Consider the following 16795-nt stretch of genomic DNA (forward strand, 5'->3'; position numbering starts at 1 on the left):
GGGGGGGCCGGTGACCCCGGGCGGGGGCCGGGGGGGGGGGGGGGGCCCCCCCCCGGGGGGGGGGGGGGCGGGGCCCCCCCGGGGGGGGGCCCCCCCCCGGGGGGGGGGGGGGGGGGGGCCCGTCCGCGGTGCGTACGCTCAGCCCACGGTCGTCACCGTGCCCGCGCCGACGGTGCGGCCGCCCTCGCGGATCGCGAAGCCGAGGCCGGGCTCCAGCGGGACCTCGCGGCCCAGTTCCACCGTCATGGTGACCGTGTCGCCGGGCCGGGCGACCGCCGTCTCGCCGAGGTCGATGTCGCCGACCACGTCCGCGGTGCGGATGTAGAACTGCGGCCGGTATCCGGTCGACACCGCGGTGGTGCGACCGCCCTCGCGTGCCGACAGGACGTACACCCGCGCCGAGAAACGACGGCTCGGCACGACACTTCCGGGTGCCGAGACGATGTGCCCACGCCGCACCGCGTCGCGCGGCACCCCGCGCAGCAGCAGCGCCACATTGTCCCCGGCCTGCGCCTCCTCCATGGGCTTGCCGAAGGTCTCCAGACCGGTGACCACCGTCTCCACACCGGCGCCGAGCACCTCGACCCGGTCGCCGACCCGCACCGTGCCGCGCTCGACCGCGCCGGTGACGACCGTGCCGCGCCCGGTGATGGTGAGCACGTTCTCCACCGGCAGCAGGAACGGTGCGTCCAGATACCGCTCGGGCATGGGCACATAGGTGTCCACCGCGTCGAGCAGCGCCTCGATCGCCGCGGTCCAACGCGGGTCGCCCTCCAGGGCCTTGAGCCCGGAGACCCGGACCACCGGGACGGAGTCGCCCGGATAGCCCTGTGCGCTCAGCAGCTCTCGGACCTCCAGCTCGACGAGGTCGGTGAGTTCCTCGTCGCCCGCGTCGGCCTTGTTGATCGCCACGACGATGTGGTCCACGCCCACCTGCCGGGCCAGCAGTACGTGTTCGGCGGTCTGCGGCATGATCCCGTCGAGCGCCGAGACCACGAGGATCGCCCCGTCGAGCTGGGCGGCCCCGGTGACCATGTTCTTGACGTAGTCGGCGTGGCCAGGCATGTCCACATGCGCGTAGTGCCGGGTATCCGTCTCGTACTCGACATGCGCGATGTTGATGGTGATGCCCCGCGCCGCCTCCTCCGGGGCCCGGTCGATCCGGTCGAACGGGACGAAGGTGCCGCTGCCGCGGTCGGCCAGGACCTTGGTGATCGCGGCGGTCAGGGTGGTCTTGCCGTGGTCGACGTGCCCCATCGTGCCGATGTTCAGATGCGGTTTGGTGCGCACGTATGCCGTCTTGGGCATGGCTGTTCCTCGAAGCCTCTTCGGTGGTGCTGAGCGACGGCCCCGGCGTCGGACGATCCGGCCGGGACGGGGACCCCAAGGACTTGCCGACCCTCCCCCTGCGGGGTCCGCCGGACGATCCGGGAAGGGTCAGCTTCGGGCGCCGTCGACGGCTGCCAGGAAGAGCGGGACGGCAGCCTTCGGCGCATCCGCGGCGGCGGATGCTGCGAGGACGAAGGCGTACCGGAACATGTGCTAGAGCATGGTCGACGCGTGCGGCCACGTCGAATGGTTTTTCCGGCAGGGCCCGTTCACGAGCCGGTCAGAGGTTCTTGAGTGCTTCCCGCACCGACAGCGGGGAGAGTCGTGCCCCCTCCCGGGCCACGAACTCCCGTACGGCCTCCGGATCCGTCTTGGCGTACTCCCTCAGGGCCCACCCGATCGCCTTTCCGATGAAGAAGTCGGGGTGGCCGGAGCGGCGTACGCAGTAGGAGAAGAGGCGGCTCGTGTCGGTCGCCTCCTTGTGGCGCAGCTGGTGGAGCAGGGCGGTCCGGGCGATCCACAGGTGGTCGTCCTCGATCCACGCGTCCATGGCGTCCCGCAGCCCGGGATCGGCGGTGACGAGTCCTCCCACGACATGGGAGGCGAGCGCGTCGACGGTGTCCCACCAGGGGACGGTGGAGACCAGATGGCGCGTCACGGGAAGGAAACCGGACGAGAGTTGCCTCACATGGCGGCGCAGGTAGTCGACGGCGAAATAGTGGTACTCGCGCTCCGGCAGCGCCCAGCAGCGCAGGGCGATCGCCGTGCAGTCGGCCTCGTCCGGGCGGGGCGTGCCGGCCAGGACGGTGCGGGACAGGGCCCGTCGGACGGGCGTGGTCAGGCCCAGGAAGGGCGCGACGTCCTTCATGTAGGCGCGCATCGCCACGGCACGCTCCGGATCGGCCGCGGCGGCGTACGCGAGGGTGAGCCGCTCCATCACGGCGTCCGCGAGGCCGCTGGGCGGCGGCACGAACGGCGCGGCTGTTGTTCCGGAGCCTGTGGCCTCCATGAGAGGAACCATACGGCGATCACACACATCGGTCGGTTAGTGTCGCCGGATGCCCGATGCCACCACCCGCTCTGGGGGCACCGCCACGGCCTCTCCCCGGGCCGCCGCCACGAAGCTCACCGCCACGGCCTCCCCCTGCGCCGGCAGGGAGTTCACCGCCGCGCCGGCCGCCGCCGTCGTCGTACCGCTCGGTTTCACCGCCCGCTGCACGCGGGCACTGATGTCGCCTTGGTCCCGTCTGTCCCTGCTCGTGCTGCTGCTCGCGGCCGCGGCGTCCTGCGTGCTCGCGTTCGAGCCGCAGAGGCTGCTGACGCGCGGCTGGCCGCCGCAGCTCGGGGGTGTCACGGCGGCCGTCGTCTTCGCGGTGGCGTACGGACTGTGCACGGTCGCGTTCGTGCCGCGCCCGCTGCTCAACCTCGCGGCAGGCGCGCTGTTCGGCTCGCAGCTGGGCACGGGCACGGCGCTCGCGGGCACGGTGCTCGGCGCCGGGGTCGCCTTCGGGCTCGGCCGGATGCTGGGGCAGGACGCGCTGCGTCCGCTGCTGCGGGGCCGCTGGCTGAAGGCGGCGGACGGGCAGCTCAGCAGGCACGGCTTCCGTTCCATGATGGCGGCCCGGCTGTTCCCCGGGGTGCCGTTCTGGGCGGCCAACTACTGCGCCGCGGTCTCCCGGATGCGCTGGGCCCCGTTCCTGATCGCGACGACGCTCGGTTCGGTCCCCAACACCGCCGCGTATGTGGTCGCCGGTGCCCGGGCCTCGCGGCCGACCTCACCGGCCTTCCTGATCGCGATGGCCTTCATCGCGGTGCCGGCACTGGCCGGCGCGGTGGTGGCCTGGCGCAAGCGCCACCACCTCAGGGACCACGGCCGGGCCGGCCGGGCCGCCGCGAGGACCGGGCGGGGCGGCTAGACCGCTTCGAGGATCATCGCGTTGGCGAGTCCGCCCGCCTCGCACATCGTCTGCAGTCCGTACCTGGCCCCACGCGCCCGCAGCGCGTGCACCAGGGTGGTCGTCAGCCGTGTGCCGCTCGCGCCCAGCGGGTGGCCGATGGCGATGGCCCCACCGTGGACGTTGACCTTGGCCAGGTCGGCGCCGGTCTCCTGCTGCCAGGCCAGGACGACGCTGGAGAAGGCCTCGTTCACCTCGAAGAGGTCGATGTCACTCAGCGTCAGACCCGCCTTGTGCAGCACCTTTTCCGTGGCGGGGATGACTCCTGTGAGCATGAGCAGGGGGTCGGAGCCCGTCACGGCGAAGCTGTGCAGCCGGGCGAGCGGGCGCAGACCCAGACGGGCGGCGGTCTCGCTGGTGGTGATGAGGACCGCCGAGGCGCCGTCGTTGATCGGGCTCGCGTTGCCGGCGGTGATGTTCCACTCGATCTGCGGGAACCGCTCGGCGAAGCCCGGGTCCTGATAGGCGGGCTTGAGCCCGCCGAGCACCTCGGCGGTGGTGGACGGACGCAGGGACTCGTCGCGCGCAAGGCCTTCCAGGGGCGCCGTCTCGGCGTCGAACAGGCCGGCGTCCCACGCGGCCGCGGCCTTCTGGTGGGAGGACACGGCGAAGGCGTCCATCCGCTCGCGGGTGATCGACCACTTCGCGGCGATCAGCTCGGCGCTGATGCCCTGGGGGACGAGGCCCTCCGGGTAGCGCGCGGCGACGCCCGGTCCGAAGGGGTCCTTTCCGGCGGGCACGTTCGACCACATCGGCACGCGGCTCATGGACTCCACGCCGCAGGCCACGACGATGTCGTACGCGCCCGACAGCACGCCCTGGGCGGCGAAGTGCACGGCCTGCTGGGAGGAGCCGCACTGGCGGTCCACGGTGGTCGCGGGCACCGTCTCCGGGAAGCCCGCGGACAGCACGGCGTACCGGGTGGTGTTCATGGCCTGCTCGCCGACCTGGTCGACGGTGCCGCCGATGACGTCGTCGATCAGCGCCGGGTCGATGCCGGAGCGTTCGACGAGGGTGCGCAGGGTGTGCGCGAGAAGTTCCACGGGGTGGACGTGGGCGAGGGCGCCGTTGGGCTTGCCCTTGCCCACCGGAGTTCGTACGGCTTCCACGATCACAGCGTCACGCATGGTGTGGGCCTCCTTGCCCAAGGCGCCGGTGCGGCGATTACCGGTGAGTAGGAAATCTGGACCCACCATAACGGGTAGAGTTTGGAAATCAAACCCTCGCCTAGACTGGGCGTATGTCCGCCACCAGAGATCCGCGCCCCTGCTCCATCGCCGACACCCTGGCCCTCGTCGGTGAGAAGTACTCCCTGCTCGTGCTGCGCGAGGTCTATCTCGGCAACGGGCGCTTCGATCAGCTCGTACGCAACATCGGCGCCCCGCGCGACGTCCTGGCCGCGCGTCTGAAGCGCCTGGTGGACGGCGGGATCCTGACCAAGGCGCGCTACAGCGAGCGCCCCCAGCGCTTCGAGTACCGGGCCACCACGGCGGGCCTGGAGCTGGAGGGCGCCCTGATGACCCTCATGGCGTGGGGCGACCGCCATCTCCGCGGAGACGACGATCGCCCCATGGTGATCGAGCACAACTGCGGCCACGAGCTGCTTGCGCTCGTCACCTGCTCCGCCTGCGGCCGAGAGGTCCGTCACGAGGACCTGACGGCACACCCCCAGGCACCGGGCTGGACAAGGTCGGGACCGGCCGCAGTCCAGGCCGACGCACACGGCCCCTCACGGGCAGGACACACTGCCTCGGGTGAGGGCTAGGGGCGCACGTAGGGGCGGGTCATGATCTCCATGTTGTGGCCGTCCGGGTCGTCGAAGTACGCACCCCGGCCGCCGAACAGGCGGTTCGTCCTGCCCGGCTCGGTGTGCCGGGGGTCGGCGTAGTACGTGACCCCCAGCGCCTCCAGCCGGGCCACCATGGTGGTGAACTGTTCGTCGGGCACGAGGAACGCATAGTGCTGCGACTGGATCGGCTCGTCGCGCTTCTCGTAGTAGTCGAGGGTCACACCGTTGCCGAGGTCGACGGGCAGGAAGGGCCCCACGGGGGCACCCACCTCCAGGCCCAGAACCGCAGCGATGAACTCGGCCGACCGGTGCGGGTCCCTGGCGTAGACGGCCGTGTGGTTCAACTGGACGGCGCCGGCCGGCGATTCGGGCGCGTTCCGGTCCTGCTGCTCGGATCCGTTCCGGTCCTGCTGCTCGGATCCTTTTCGGTGTTGCTGCTCGGATCCGTTTCGGTCCTGCTGCTCGGATCCTATTCGGTGTTGCTGCTCGGACGGCATGAGTGTGGTCTCTCCGGGTCGTGGGATGCGCTGGACGAGGGCGCCACGCGCGGGCGCCGGTAGCGAGGACACGGAGAAGGGGGGCGGGGCTCTGGCCCGCCTCGCGCTCACGCCGAGGCCGGGCGCCTCACTCGTGTATGGCCCACGGCCGACCCGGCAGTCACCCGGCCGACTGTAGCGTCCGCCGCAGACCGGAGCGACGCCGATTTCGGCCGCCTCCGGCGCACGCGTGCCGGCCATGCGAAGGGCCGGACCCCGAGGCGAGGTGCCCCTGCCTCCCCAAGCGCAGGTAAAGCCCCGGTGATGGGATCGTCATCCCGGAGCGCTACGCTGCCGTCCAGCACTTGATCACCGGCCGCCGCACGGCATGCCGCGGCTCGGTGTGCCCGTCGTCGCCTCCACGATCAGCTGTTGGACCCGATCACCCATGTCTTGGCTTGAATCCCTCATCCTCGGACTCGTCCAGGGGCTGACCGAATTCCTCCCCGTCTCCTCCAGTGCCCATCTGCGGCTCACCGCGGCCTTCGCGGGCTGGGCGGACCCGGGAGCGGCCTTCACCGCGATCACGCAGATCGGCACGGAGTCCGCGGTGCTGATCTATTTCCGCAAGGACATCGCCAACATCCTCTCGGCCTGGTTCCGTTCGCTGTTCGACAAGCAGATGCGGCAGGACCACGACGCGCGGATGGGCTGGCTGGTGATCGTCGGCTCCATACCCATCGGGGTGCTCGGTGTGACCCTGAAGGACCAGATCGAGGGCCCCTTCCGGGATCTGCGGGTCACGGCGACCATGCTGATCGTCATGGGTGTGATCCTCGGCGTCGCGGACCGGCTGGCGGCGCGTGACGAGGCCGGCGGCCGGCACCGGCTGCCGAAGCAGCGCAAGACCCTGAGGGATCTCGACGTCAGGGACGGCCTGGTCTTCGGCGCCTGCCAGGCGATGGCCCTGATCCCCGGCGTCTCCCGGTCCGGCGCGACGATCAGCGGCGGCCTGTTCCTCGGCTACCGGCGTGAGGCCGCTGCCCGCTACTCCTTCCTGCTCGCCATTCCGGCCGTCCTGGCGTCGGGTGCCTTCGAGCTCAAGGACGCAGCGGAGACGGGCCATGTGCGCTGGGGGCCCACACTGTTCGCAACGGTCGTCGCGTTCGCGTCCGGGTACGCCGTCATCGCATGGTTCATGAAGTTCATCTCGAGCAAAAGCTTCATGCCGTTCGTCTGGTACCGCATCGCGCTCGGCATCGCCATCGTCGCGCTGGTCGCGGCGGGCGTGCTCAGCCCGCACGCGGCCGAGTCGGCGGGCTGACCTGCCCGATCCTGACGGAACCTCCACCCGCCACGCACGGAACCGACCGTGACCAAACACATACGGTGTGCGCAGTGGCGCGGTGGCGCGCTGTCACCGCTTACCCCTAGGCTTGCCCGCATGTCCCCCGATTCCCAGAGCCCTGGTTCCGTGCGGTCTGCCGACGACTTAAACGAGCGGATCCGCGCGCTGTGGCTGCGCTCGGGCGGCTCTCTGTCGGCTCAGGAGCGCGCGGAGTACGAGCTGTTGGTCGTGGAGTGGGCCGCGGCGATGCGCGGCGAGGTCATCGAAGCGGCCTGAAGGCGGCCTGAAGGCGCACCGCCACGCCGCGGTGAGGACATCGGCGGCCGCCGCGTCCGGGATGCGGCCAAAGGCCGCCCGCCGGACACCCGTCGACACGCCACGCCGGACATACGTCCGATCGGCCCTGTGACATCACACCGGGAACATGTCCGATATGACAGGTATGAGCGGCTGTCAGTACTTTCATCGCAGTTCGGCTGCCCGGCCGGCGCCTCTGCGACAGAGAGAAGTGACATGCCCACGCGTACCTTCGCCGTGACCGCCGCCGTAGTGAGCACAGCGGTCCTCGCCACCACCGGCATCACCTACGCCTCGACCGTCGGATCCACCGAGGCGGCCCCGTCCGTGAAGCACGCGGCCCGCAAAGCCGCTCACGCCGCCGCGCACGCCGCCCCGCCTGCCAAGCCGGCCGCGCACGCCAAGCCCGCCGCCCCCACTCCTGCTGCACGCGAAGGCGCGGCACAGCCCAGGAGCGGCGAGCGCGAGGAGGGCGGCGGGCGGAGCCACGACCACGGCGGCGACCACAAGGGACCCGGGTGGATCCACTTCAACGAACGGACGTACTCCGCCGCCACGGAAGGCTGCATCACCGCGGCCAGCGGGCTGGGCTCCAGCAGCTTCAGCATCGACAACGACAGCAAGAAGATCGTTGAGGTCTATCGGGGCTTCACCTGCGACAACGGCTCCCCGGTCGCCACCGTCGGTCCCCACGGCAGCACCTTCGGCGTCGTCACCAGCACCCGCCAGGGAGACTCCTCCCGCGGAGAAGACCTTTTCCGGCTCGACTTGCGGGGTGACGACGGCATCGTGGGCAGCTTCCGGGTGCTCGACCACGAAGACGAGTGGTGACGCGGCACCACCCGGCAACTCGCCACCACCCGGTGCCACGGGCCGGCGCGCGAACCGGGTTCTCCCCTCCTGCGGCCCGACGGCGTCGCACCCAGGCCCCACCCGCGCCGGCCGCGCGTGCCCCGGGCATCTGCCCGGAACCCTCGAAACCCCGCGCACGCCCCTTGGCTGCGGCGGCCGCGTCCCCAACACTGAGCCGATGACCCAGCGCGTGGAGCTCGCGACGGTGATGGACCGTCTGGCCGTCGACGGACTCGTCACCGAGTACGCGGCGACCGTGGACGACGGTGACTGGGAGGCGTACCGAAAACTGTTCACCCGGGACGGGCGGGCCGACTACCGCTCGGCCGGCGGCATCGAGGGCGACGCCGGTCAGGTTGCCGGATGGCTGGAGAAGGCGATGCGGCTGTTCCCGGTGCGCCAGCACCTGATCGTCAACCGGCGCCTGCGCTTCGGCGCCCTGGCGCACGACGTCGGCGACACCGCCGGGGTCCGGGCCGACTACGTCAATCCGATGCGTCGCGCGGGAGCGGAGGACGGCCCGTCCGTACCGGACTTCGTCTGCGGCGGCCGCTACGCGTTCGCGTTCCTGCGGACGCAGGACGGGTGGCGGCTGCGCGAGGTGGTCGTCCAGGAGAAGTGGCGCACCGTTCCCGGGCAGGTGCAAGAGGACCCTGCCGGCTGAGTCGCCCCGCGCCGCCACGCGCCCTCATGCCCTCTGTCGGAGATCTTCCCCGGCGCGCACACTGGAGACATGCTCCGGGGAGGGATGCGCCGCATGAGATTGCCCGACGACTGGCTCGTCTCCCGCTGGTGGCGCGGTACCGCGGCCGTGCTCGCGGGTGCGCTGCCGGTGTTCGCCTTCCCCGCGCCGTCCTGGTGGTGGTTCGCCTACGTCGCACTGGTCCCGTGGATCCTGCTCGTCCGGTCCGCGCCGACCCCCAGGCGGGCCGCCTGTGACGGCTGGCTCGGCGGCTTCGGCTTCATGACCGCCGTGCACCACTGGCTGATACCGAGTCTCAACGTCTTCACATTCGTCATCGCGGCCCTGCTGGGCGCGCTGTGGGCGCCCTGGGGCCTGCTGGTGCGGCGGTTCCTGGGCGGGGTGCCCTCAGCGGGACGGCTCGGCGCCGCCCTCCTCGTTCTGCCCTCCGGCTGGCTGATGGTCGAACTCGTCCGCTCCTGGCAGGGGCTCGGCGGTCCCTGGGGGCTGCTCGGCTCAAGCCAGTGGCAGGTGGAGCCCGCGCTGCGGCTGGCCTCGATCGGCGGGGTATGGCTGCTGAGCTTCCTGGTCGTCGGTGTCAACATCGCCCTGGCGATGCTCGTGGCGGTGCGCGCCTCGCGCGTCCCGGCCGTGGCCGGGCTCGTGGTGACGGCCGCGGCGGCGTCGGCGGCATGGGCCTGGTCGCCGCGCCCGGACCCGGACGGGCGGGTGCGGATAGCCGTCGTCCAGCCGGGGGTCATAGACGGCACGGACAGCGGCACCAGACGGTTCGAGCGCGAGGAGCAGCTGACCCGGCGGCTCGCCGGGCGGAACGTGGACCTGGTCGTGTGGGGCGAGAGCAGCGTCGGTTTCGACCTCGCGCGGCGGCCCGATCTGGCGGACCGGATCGCAGCGCTGTCCCGGCTGGTGAAGGCCGACATCCTGGTCAACGTCGACGCCCGCCGCTCCGACCGCGCCGGCATCTACAAGAGCTCCGTGCTCGTCGGCCCGCACGGCCCGACGGGCGACCGCTACGACAAGATGCGGCTCGTCCCGTTCGGCGAGTACATACCGGCGCGGTCCGTCCTCGGCTGGGCCACCTCCGTCGGCAAGGCGGCCGGCGAGGACCGCGGGCGCGGCACCGAACAGGTGGTCATGAGCGCCGGTCACGGACTGCGCGTGGGGCCCATGGTCTGCTTCGAGTCCGCTTTCCCGGACATGAGCCGCCATCTCGCCGAGGACGGCGCCGAGCTGCTGCTCGCCCAGTCCTCCACGTCGACGTTCCAGTACAGCTGGGCGCCGGAGCAGCACGCCTCGCTGGCCGCGCTGCGCGCCGCGGAGACCGGCCGCCCGATGGTGCATGCCACCCTGACCGGCGTCTCCGCCGTCTACGGGCCGGGCGGCCAGAGCGTCGGCCCCTGGCTCGGAACGAGCAGGAGCGCGTCGGAGGTCTATGACGTGCCGCTCGCCCACGGCATCACGCCGTTCGTACGCTACGGCGACTGGCCGGTGCTCGGGGCCCTGCTGGTGATCGCCGCGCTGTGCGCCACGGAGAGCGTCCGGGCCCTCAGAGGACGGCGGGGCGTTCCTGCACCGCACCTACCACCCGCTCGCACAGTTCATGGGTCGCCAGTGCGTCACGGGCGCTAAGCACCTTGCCGGCCCGGACCGCGTCGAGGAAGGCGAGCGCAACCTGCTCGATCCCGCGCTGCCGGGCCACCGGCACCCAGTCCCCGCGCCGCCGCACGGTCGGCTGGCCCTTGTGGTCGATGATCTCGGCGAGGTTGACGACCTGGCGCTTGGTGTCCTGCCCGGAGACCTCCAGGATCTCCTCGGCGGAACCGCTGAGCCGGTTCATCACACCCAGCGCGGTGAACCCCTCGCCGGCCAGCTGGAGCACCACATGGTGCAGCAGACCGTCCTCGAGGCGGGCCCGAACCGTCACATCGTCCACCGGTCCCGGGACCAGGAACCGCAGCGTGTCGACGACGTGGATGAAGTCGTCGAGGATCATGGTGCGGGGCTCCTCGGGCAGTCCGATGCGGTTCTTCTGCATGAGGATCAGCTCGCGCGGGTGATCGGCGCACTGCGCGTACGCGGGTGCGTAACGCCGGTTGAAGCCCACCGCGAGGCTGACGTTCCGGTCCTCGGCGAGCGCCACCAGCCGTTCGGAGTCGGCGAGTTCGTAGGCGAGGGGCTTGTCGACGTAGGTGGGCACGCCCGCCTCCAGGAGCCGGGCGACGATCTCCGGGTGGGCGACGGTGGGCGCGTGGACGAACGCCGCGTCGAGGTTCTGGTCGAGGAGTGTGTCCAGATCGACGTGCCGCTGCTGCCGGGACAGATGCAGACCGTCGGCGACGCGGTGCAGGGTCGCGGGGGTCCGGGTCTGGAGGTGCAGTTCGATTCCCGGCTGCACCCCGAGCACCGGCAGGTACGCCTTCTGCGCGATGTCACCGAGTCCGATGCAGCCGACCTTCACGGGGCGTCTCCTGGGGTTGCCTACGGGTGCCTCGTGGGAAGCATACGGCCGCGTACGGGACGGGACGTCCAGCGCAGTTCGCCGGTGACGACGGATCGACGGGCCACCGGGGGCCGAGGTCACCCGTGCGGGGCATCCTGCGCCCGTCCACTCCCCAAAACCTCCCGGAGCCAGCAGAGTTGCGCGGGTGCATCGAACGACGACGACTGCAACGCTCCTGTTCACCGCGGCCGTGTCGGCGGTCACCGGCTGTGTGACCGTCCAGCGGCCGCCCGCTCCGCTTCCGCCGCGGGCGCCGTCCCAGTCCTCGGCACCGCAGGCGGACGGCAGCTCGGAGCCCCGCGTGGTGCAGGCCCCGGCGCGGGTGGCACTGGAGGTGGTGGGGCCCTCCCGTCCTCCGTCGGCACCGGACAGCGCCCGGCACGCCACCTCCCGGCCCGCCCCCGTGCGGACGGCCGTCCCACGGCGTCGGTCGGCGCCCGCACACCCGAGGCGTGACCTTCCCGGGCAGCGTGGCGAGGTGCCGCCCACGGTCCAGGAGGGGCTTGCCCGGAACCCGGATGTATGCGCGCTCGGTCGCAGCTACGGAGGGTGGCGGCCGGGCAGCCCGGAGGCGGACATCTGCGGGAGCACCTACGGCCGGTGAGCGGACGACGTGACGCCGCCCGCCCCGTCCGGCCGGTGATGCCCGGCGGTCACGACCGCCGTCTCGGCGGACCCAGGGTCTCTCCGCCCGGGCCCTCCGGGGGGCCCGGCTCGGGCGGGCTGTTCGTCGGTGCCTCCGTAGCGAGCCGCCGCTCCAGGCGTGCGATCGCCGCCCGGATGCCGTCGCCGTAGCCGTCGTCGCCGAGTGTCCCGGCCGCGCCGCGCGCCCGGTGCAGATGGGTACGGGCGGCGTCGCAGCGGCCCAGCTTCACATAGTCCGCGGCGAGGTTCAGGTGCAGGGACGGGTAGAAAGCGCGGACGGCGAGCGCGCCGTCGTGCCCGGCGAGGCGTTCGTCGCTCAGTTCCTCGGCGGCGGACAGTGCCCTGAGGTCCCAGGCCAGTTCGTCCGCCGGGTCGTCCTGCGTGTCCGCCATGTAGTGGGCCACCGTGCAGCGGTGCAGCGGGTCGCCGTTCTCGCCGATCTCGGCCCACAGCCCCAGGAAGCGGTCCCGGGCCTCCTCGCGGTCGCCGCCGTGGTGCAGCATGACGACCTGACCGATCCGGCCCATCACGGCGTCCGGCGCCGCCTGCCTCTGTCGCTCCGCCACCGCGTCCTCCACGCTCGTCGCCCGTCAGCACGACGCTAGCCGCCCCCGCCGACAATCACGCTCAGGCGGCTCCGCAGGGCGCTGGGCCAAGCCGGTGACGACGCGGGGCGACCGGTGGCCGGGCGGGGCGGACCGGTCCGGCCCGCCCCGCGCCGTCTCACCCCAGGTTCGGAATGGCCCAGTCGATCGGCTCGTGTCCCTGGCGGGCCACCGCCTCGTTGATCTGCGTGAACGGACGCGATCCGAAGAACTTCTTGGCGGACAGCGGCGAGGGGTGCGCACCCTTGACGACGACATGCCGCGTCTCGTCGATGAGGGGCAGCTTCTTCTGTGCGTAGTTGCCCCACAGTACGAACACCGCCGGATCCGGCCGGCCGGCCACGGCGCGGATCACCGCGTCGGTGAACTTCTCCCAGCCTCTGCCCTTGTGCGAGTTCGCCTCGCCGGCCCGCACCGTGAGCACCGCGTTCAGCAGCAGCACGCCCTGCTCGGCCCAGGGCATCAGATAGCCGTTGTCCGGGATCGGCGTGCCCAGCTCCTCGTGCATCTCCTTGTAGATGTTCCGCAGCGAGGGCGGGGTCTTCACACCGGGGCGGACGGAGAAGCACAGACCGTGTCCCTGGCCCTCACCGTGGTACGGGTCCTGGCCGAGGACGAGCACCTTCACCCTGTCGTAGGGAGTGGCGTCGAGGGCGGCGAAGACCTCCTCGCGCGGAGGGTAGACGGGACCCTTGGCGCGCTCCTCCTCGACGAACTCCGTCAGCTCCTTGAAGTAGGGCTGCTGTAGTTCGTCGCCCAGAACGCCCCGCCAGGACTCCGGCAGCATGGCGATGTCGGTCACGTCAACTTCCTCCGATGTGCGGTCACTTCCAGGTCGAGAACCTACAGGCGACCACTGACAACCGGCGCCCGGACCCTGCTCGGGACCCGGTCTACCAGCTGGTTTTGCGGGACAGCTGCCACATCGTCATGATCGTCGACGGGTCCAGTGCCTGCTCGCCGCCGGAGATGTCCTCGTTGGCCGCGATGAACTGCTTGCCCTGCCACAGCGGCAGCAGCCGGGCGTCGTCGACGAGGATCTGCTGGGCCTGCTCGAACTCCTTGACCACGTTCGCGCGGTCGCTCTCGCGCCGGGACTCCGGAAGCAGCACCCCGGTGATCCTCGGCGCCGGATAGGGCGTGCCGAGCGCGTTCTGGTCGCCGACGAAGGGGGCGATGAAGTTCTCCGCGTCCGGGAAGTCGGGGAACCAGCCACGCCCGAACACCGGGTACTCGCCCTGGCGGTAGCCCTCCTCGTAGGTCTTCCAGGGGCGGCTCTTGAGGGTGACGGTGAACAGGCCGGAGTTCTCCAGCTGCCGCTTGAGCTCCTGGAACTCCGGGGCGGTCTCGGAGCCGTAGCGGTCGGTGGTGTACCACAGGGTGAGTGGCACCCGTCCGGTGATGCCCGCCTCCTGGAGGATCTTGCGCGCCTTGGGGATGCTGGGGTCTCCGTAGTCGTCGAAGAACCCCGTGGTGTGTCCGGTGAGTCCCTTGGGCACCATCGAGTACAGCGGGTCCACGGTGTCCTTGTACACCTTGTGGGCGATCGCCGGGCGGTCGACGATCTGGGCGACGGCGCGGCGCACGGCGAGCTTGCCCGCCCAGGAGTCCTTCGGGTTGAAGACCAGGTAGCTGATCTCGGTGCCCGCGCCCTCGATGAGCTGGAGCGACTCCCTGGACGCGTTGTTCTGCAGGGAGACGATGTCGGGGGCGGCGAGACCGCGGTAGGTGACGTCGATCTGCTTCTTGCGCAGCGCGGCGACCATCGCGCCCGACTCCTGGAAGTAGCGGATGGTGACCGCGTTGTTGTGGAGGCCGGCGAACCCCTTGTAACGGGTGTTGCGGACGAGTTCGGCCTGCTTGCCCTCCTCGTACGACTTCAGGCTGTAGGGGCCGGAGCCGAAGACCTTGCCGTCCTTGCGCAGCCCGCTGGCCGGGTAGTCGTCGGGGTCGACGATCGACATGGCGGGGGTGGCCAGCACGAAGGGGAACGTGGCGTCGGGCTTGTTGAGGTGGAAGAGGATCTCCCGGTCGCCGCGCGTGGTGATGCGGTCGAGGCTGCCCAGCAGGCCCGCGGGACCGCCCGGCACGTTGATCGTGCGGATCCGGTCGATGGAGTACTTCACGGCGCGCGCGTCCAGCACCGCCCCGTCGGAGAAGGTCATGCCCTTGTGCAGCACACAGCGGTAGGTGCGGTTGGTTCCGTCGGTGAAGGCGCAGTAGTCGGCGGCGTCGGGCTGGGGCACCGACGCACCGGTCGGGTAGCTCAGCAGGGTCTGGTAGATGTTGCGGAACAGCTCCCAGGAGCCGTCCCAGGACGCGGCCGGGTCCAGTGTGCTGGGGGCGCTGGTGGTGCCCACGACGATCGGCCCTTGGTCGTCGGACGATCCGGAGGAGAGCGCACCGCAGCCGGCCACGAGAGACAGGGACGTGACCGCCGCCAGCCGACGCAGAGAACGGTTCCGGTTGAACACGCGCGTACTCCTCGATCCGCCATTCCAGTTTGGCGGCAGACCCTACCGCAGCCCCGGCCGACGCGACGGGGTTCGTGGAGGGCTTGTGATCAGCGCGTCCATGACGACGTTGTCATGTGTCTGTATGTCTCGCCACGGCGACACGGGCGCCCCTTCCGTCCATGGGCGCCCGTGCCGGTCGCTCAGCTCATCCGACCCCTGCGTTCAGGAATATCCCGCCGTCGACGACGAGCGTCTGGCCGGTGATCCAGTCGGACTGGCCCGATGTCAGGAACGCGGCGGCGCCGCCGATGTCCGAGGGCACACCGAGCCGGCCGAGCGGGTAGGCCGCGGCGGCCTCCGCCTCCCGGCCCTCGTACAGGGCCTGGGCGAACTTCGTCTTCACGACGGCGGGAGCGATCGCGTTGACCCGTACCTTGGGCGCGTACTCGTGCGCGAGCTGCACCGTCAGGTTGATCATGGCGGCCTTGCTGATGCCGTAGGCGCCGATGAACGGCGAGGCGGACAGGCCGGCCACCGAGGCGATGTTGACGATGGCGCCGCCGTTGTCCTTCTGCCAGGCGTGCCAGGTCCTCTGGGCGAAGCCGAGCGCCGAGACGACGTTGGTCTCGAACACCTTGCGCGCCACGTTCAGGTCGAGGTCGGCGATGGGGCCGAAGACCGGGTTCGTCCCGGCATTGTTGACCAGGTAGTCGACCCGGCCGAAGGCCTCCATCGTGCGCTCCACGGCGAGGGCCTGGTGGGCCTCGTCGTGGGCCTTGCCCGCGACACCGATGACGCGGTCGGCGCCGAGCTTCTCGACGGCCTCCTTGAGGGAGTCCTCGGTGCGTCCGGTGATGCAGACCCGGTCGCCGCGGGCGACGAGCGCCTCGGCGACGCCGTAGCCTATGCCGCGGCTGGCGCCCGTGACGAGGGCGACCTTGCCGGAAAGTTCGGGCAGTTCCGTCATGTCCGTGTTCTCCCGGGCCCTAGTCGAGCGGTCCGCCGGCCACGTACAGCACCTGGCCGGAGACGAATCCGGCCGCGTCGCCCGTGAAGAAGGCGATCGCGTTGGCGATGTCCTCGGGCTCGCCCACGCGGTGCACGGGGATCTGGGTGGCGGCCGCGGCCTTGAAGTCCTCGAAGCCCATCCCGACCCGCTCGGCCGTGGCCTTGGTCATCTCGGTGGCGATGAAGCCCGGGGCGACGGCGTTGGCGGTGACGCCGAACTTGCCGAGTTCCTTGGCCAGGGTCTTGGTGAAGCCCTGCAGACCGGCCTTGGCCGCGGAGTAGTTCACCTGGCCGCGGTTGCCGAGCGCCGAGGACGAGGAGAGGTTGACGATCCGGCCGAAGTTCGCGTCGACCATGTGCTTCTGCACCGCGCGCGACATCAGGAAGGCACCGCGCAGGTGCACGTTCATGACGGTGTCCCACTCGGAGACGCTCATCTTGAACAGCAGGTTGTCGCGGAGCACGCCCGCGTTGTTGACGAGGATCGTCGGCGCACCCAGCTCCTCGGCGATGCGCGCGACGGCCGACTCGACCTGCGCCTCGTCCGAGACGTCGCAGCCGACGGCGATCGCCTTGCCGCCCGCAGCGGTGATCTTCTCGACGGTGTCCTTGCACGCGGACTCGTCGAGGTCGATCACCGCGACGGCACGGCCCTCGGCGGCCAGTCGTACGGCGGTCGCGGCGCCGATGCCGCGCGCACCGCCGGTCACGATGGCGACCCGCTGCTCAGTGGTGGACATTGCTGGTTCTCCTCGCCCTTGAAAAGCCTGGAACACCTTTGGAACGGCTGCGGCTCCCGCGGTACGCCCCGACAGGTGAGCGACCGCTTAGT

At 71.1% G+C, this 16795-nt stretch carries 17 protein-coding genes; 7 read left to right on the top strand and 10 right to left on the bottom strand.

Features of this window, described 5'->3' with window-relative positions; all coding sequences use genetic code 11:
• Positions 1 to 138: 138 nt before the first annotated feature.
• Positions 139 to 1308 carry an elongation factor Tu gene (gene tuf / locus LZ604_RS31035; protein WP_234519223.1) on the bottom strand — a complete coding sequence of 390 codons (1170 nt, stop codon included), beginning with the start codon at positions 1306 to 1308 and terminating at the stop codon, positions 139 to 141.
• 301 nt (positions 1309 to 1609) lie between these two features.
• The gene (locus LZ604_RS31040; RefSeq protein WP_234519225.1) at positions 1610 to 2338 is read right to left on the bottom strand and encodes a DNA alkylation repair protein; all 729 of its coding nucleotides are present in this window, start codon (positions 2336 to 2338) and stop codon (positions 1610 to 1612) included.
• 49 nt (positions 2339 to 2387) lie between these two features.
• On the opposite strand from LZ604_RS31040, the gene LZ604_RS31045 reads away from it, so the two are divergent.
• Positions 2388 to 3245, top strand: coding sequence for a TVP38/TMEM64 family protein (locus LZ604_RS31045; protein ID WP_234519227.1), 858 nt, complete (start codon positions 2388 to 2390; stop codon positions 3243 to 3245).
• Here the strand turns inward: LZ604_RS31045 and LZ604_RS31050 are convergent.
• The gene (locus tag LZ604_RS31050; protein WP_234519228.1) at positions 3242 to 4411 is read right to left on the bottom strand and encodes a thiolase family protein; all 1170 of its coding nucleotides are present in this window, start codon (positions 4409 to 4411) and stop codon (positions 3242 to 3244) included. The two genes, LZ604_RS31045 and LZ604_RS31050, sit on opposite strands and share 4 nt — an antisense overlap.
• Before the next feature lie 113 nt (positions 4412 to 4524).
• Between LZ604_RS31050 and LZ604_RS31055 the strand changes: the two genes are divergently transcribed.
• Positions 4525 to 5049 (top strand): winged helix-turn-helix transcriptional regulator, encoded by a 525-nt coding sequence (locus LZ604_RS31055; protein WP_234519229.1) that lies wholly within the window; start codon positions 4525 to 4527, stop codon positions 5047 to 5049.
• Here LZ604_RS31055 and LZ604_RS31060 read toward each other — a convergent pair.
• Positions 5046 to 5570, bottom strand: coding sequence for a VOC family protein (locus LZ604_RS31060; RefSeq protein ID WP_234519230.1), 525 nt, complete (start codon positions 5568 to 5570; stop codon positions 5046 to 5048). The genes LZ604_RS31055 and LZ604_RS31060 overlap by 4 nt on opposite strands.
• Positions 5571 to 5997: 427 nt before the next feature.
• Here LZ604_RS31060 and LZ604_RS31065 point away from each other — a divergent pair, with 427 nt between their 5' ends.
• The 5 genes from LZ604_RS31065 to lnt all read left to right on the top strand — a co-directional run bounded on the left by LZ604_RS31065 (position 5998) and on the right by lnt (position 10378).
• On the top strand, positions 5998 to 6873 hold the full coding sequence (locus tag LZ604_RS31065; protein ID WP_234519231.1) for an undecaprenyl-diphosphate phosphatase: 876 nt from the start codon (positions 5998 to 6000) through the stop codon (positions 6871 to 6873).
• Positions 6874 to 6993: 120 nt separating this feature from the next.
• Positions 6994 to 7173: a hypothetical protein gene (locus LZ604_RS31070; protein WP_234519232.1), complete on the top strand. Its 180-nt coding sequence runs from the start codon at positions 6994 to 6996 to the stop codon at positions 7171 to 7173.
• A gap of 237 nt (positions 7174 to 7410) precedes the next feature.
• Positions 7411 to 8025 carry a hypothetical protein gene (locus LZ604_RS31075; RefSeq protein WP_234519233.1) on the top strand — a complete coding sequence of 205 codons (615 nt, stop codon included), beginning with the start codon at positions 7411 to 7413 and terminating at the stop codon, positions 8023 to 8025.
• Between the two features lie 199 nt (positions 8026 to 8224).
• The gene (locus LZ604_RS31080; RefSeq protein ID WP_234519234.1) at positions 8225 to 8710 is read left to right on the top strand and encodes a nuclear transport factor 2 family protein; all 486 of its coding nucleotides are present in this window, start codon (positions 8225 to 8227) and stop codon (positions 8708 to 8710) included.
• Positions 8711 to 8803: 93 nt separating this feature from the next.
• On the top strand, positions 8804 to 10378 hold the full coding sequence (gene lnt, locus LZ604_RS31085) for an apolipoprotein N-acyltransferase (RefSeq protein ID WP_234519235.1): 1575 nt from the start codon (positions 8804 to 8806) through the stop codon (positions 10376 to 10378).
• Here lnt and LZ604_RS31090 read toward each other — a convergent pair.
• From LZ604_RS31090 to fabG, 6 genes are all read right to left on the bottom strand, one after another.
• Positions 10296 to 11207, bottom strand: coding sequence for a Gfo/Idh/MocA family protein (locus LZ604_RS31090; RefSeq protein ID WP_234519236.1), 912 nt, complete (start codon positions 11205 to 11207; stop codon positions 10296 to 10298). The genes lnt and LZ604_RS31090 overlap by 83 nt on opposite strands.
• A 695-nt stretch (positions 11208 to 11902) precedes the next feature.
• Positions 11903 to 12460, bottom strand: a complete 558-nt coding sequence (locus tag LZ604_RS31100) for a hypothetical protein (protein WP_234519239.1) — start codon at positions 12458 to 12460, stop codon at positions 11903 to 11905.
• A gap of 157 nt (positions 12461 to 12617) precedes the next feature.
• Positions 12618 to 13301 carry a uracil-DNA glycosylase gene (ung, locus tag LZ604_RS31105; protein WP_234519241.1) on the bottom strand — a complete coding sequence of 228 codons (684 nt, stop codon included), beginning with the start codon at positions 13299 to 13301 and terminating at the stop codon, positions 12618 to 12620.
• 91 nt (positions 13302 to 13392) lie between these two features.
• Positions 13393 to 14973, bottom strand: a complete 1581-nt coding sequence (locus LZ604_RS31110) for an ABC transporter substrate-binding protein (RefSeq protein ID WP_234519242.1) — start codon at positions 14971 to 14973, stop codon at positions 13393 to 13395.
• Positions 14974 to 15160: 187 nt separating this feature from the next.
• Entirely contained in the window at positions 15161 to 15922 is a 762-nt protein-coding gene (locus LZ604_RS31115; RefSeq protein WP_234519243.1) for an SDR family oxidoreductase, read from the bottom strand.
• A 19-nt stretch (positions 15923 to 15941) separates the two neighbouring features.
• Positions 15942 to 16703, bottom strand: coding sequence for a 3-oxoacyl-ACP reductase FabG (fabG, locus tag LZ604_RS31120; RefSeq protein ID WP_234519244.1), 762 nt, complete (start codon positions 16701 to 16703; stop codon positions 15942 to 15944).
• Between the last annotated feature and the right edge of the window lie 92 nt (positions 16704 to 16795).

Origin of the sequence: Streptomyces glomeratus, from assembly GCF_021462825.1 — a bacterium.
Taxonomy (GTDB): Bacteria; Actinomycetota; Actinomycetes; order Streptomycetales; family Streptomycetaceae; genus Streptomyces; species Streptomyces glomeratus.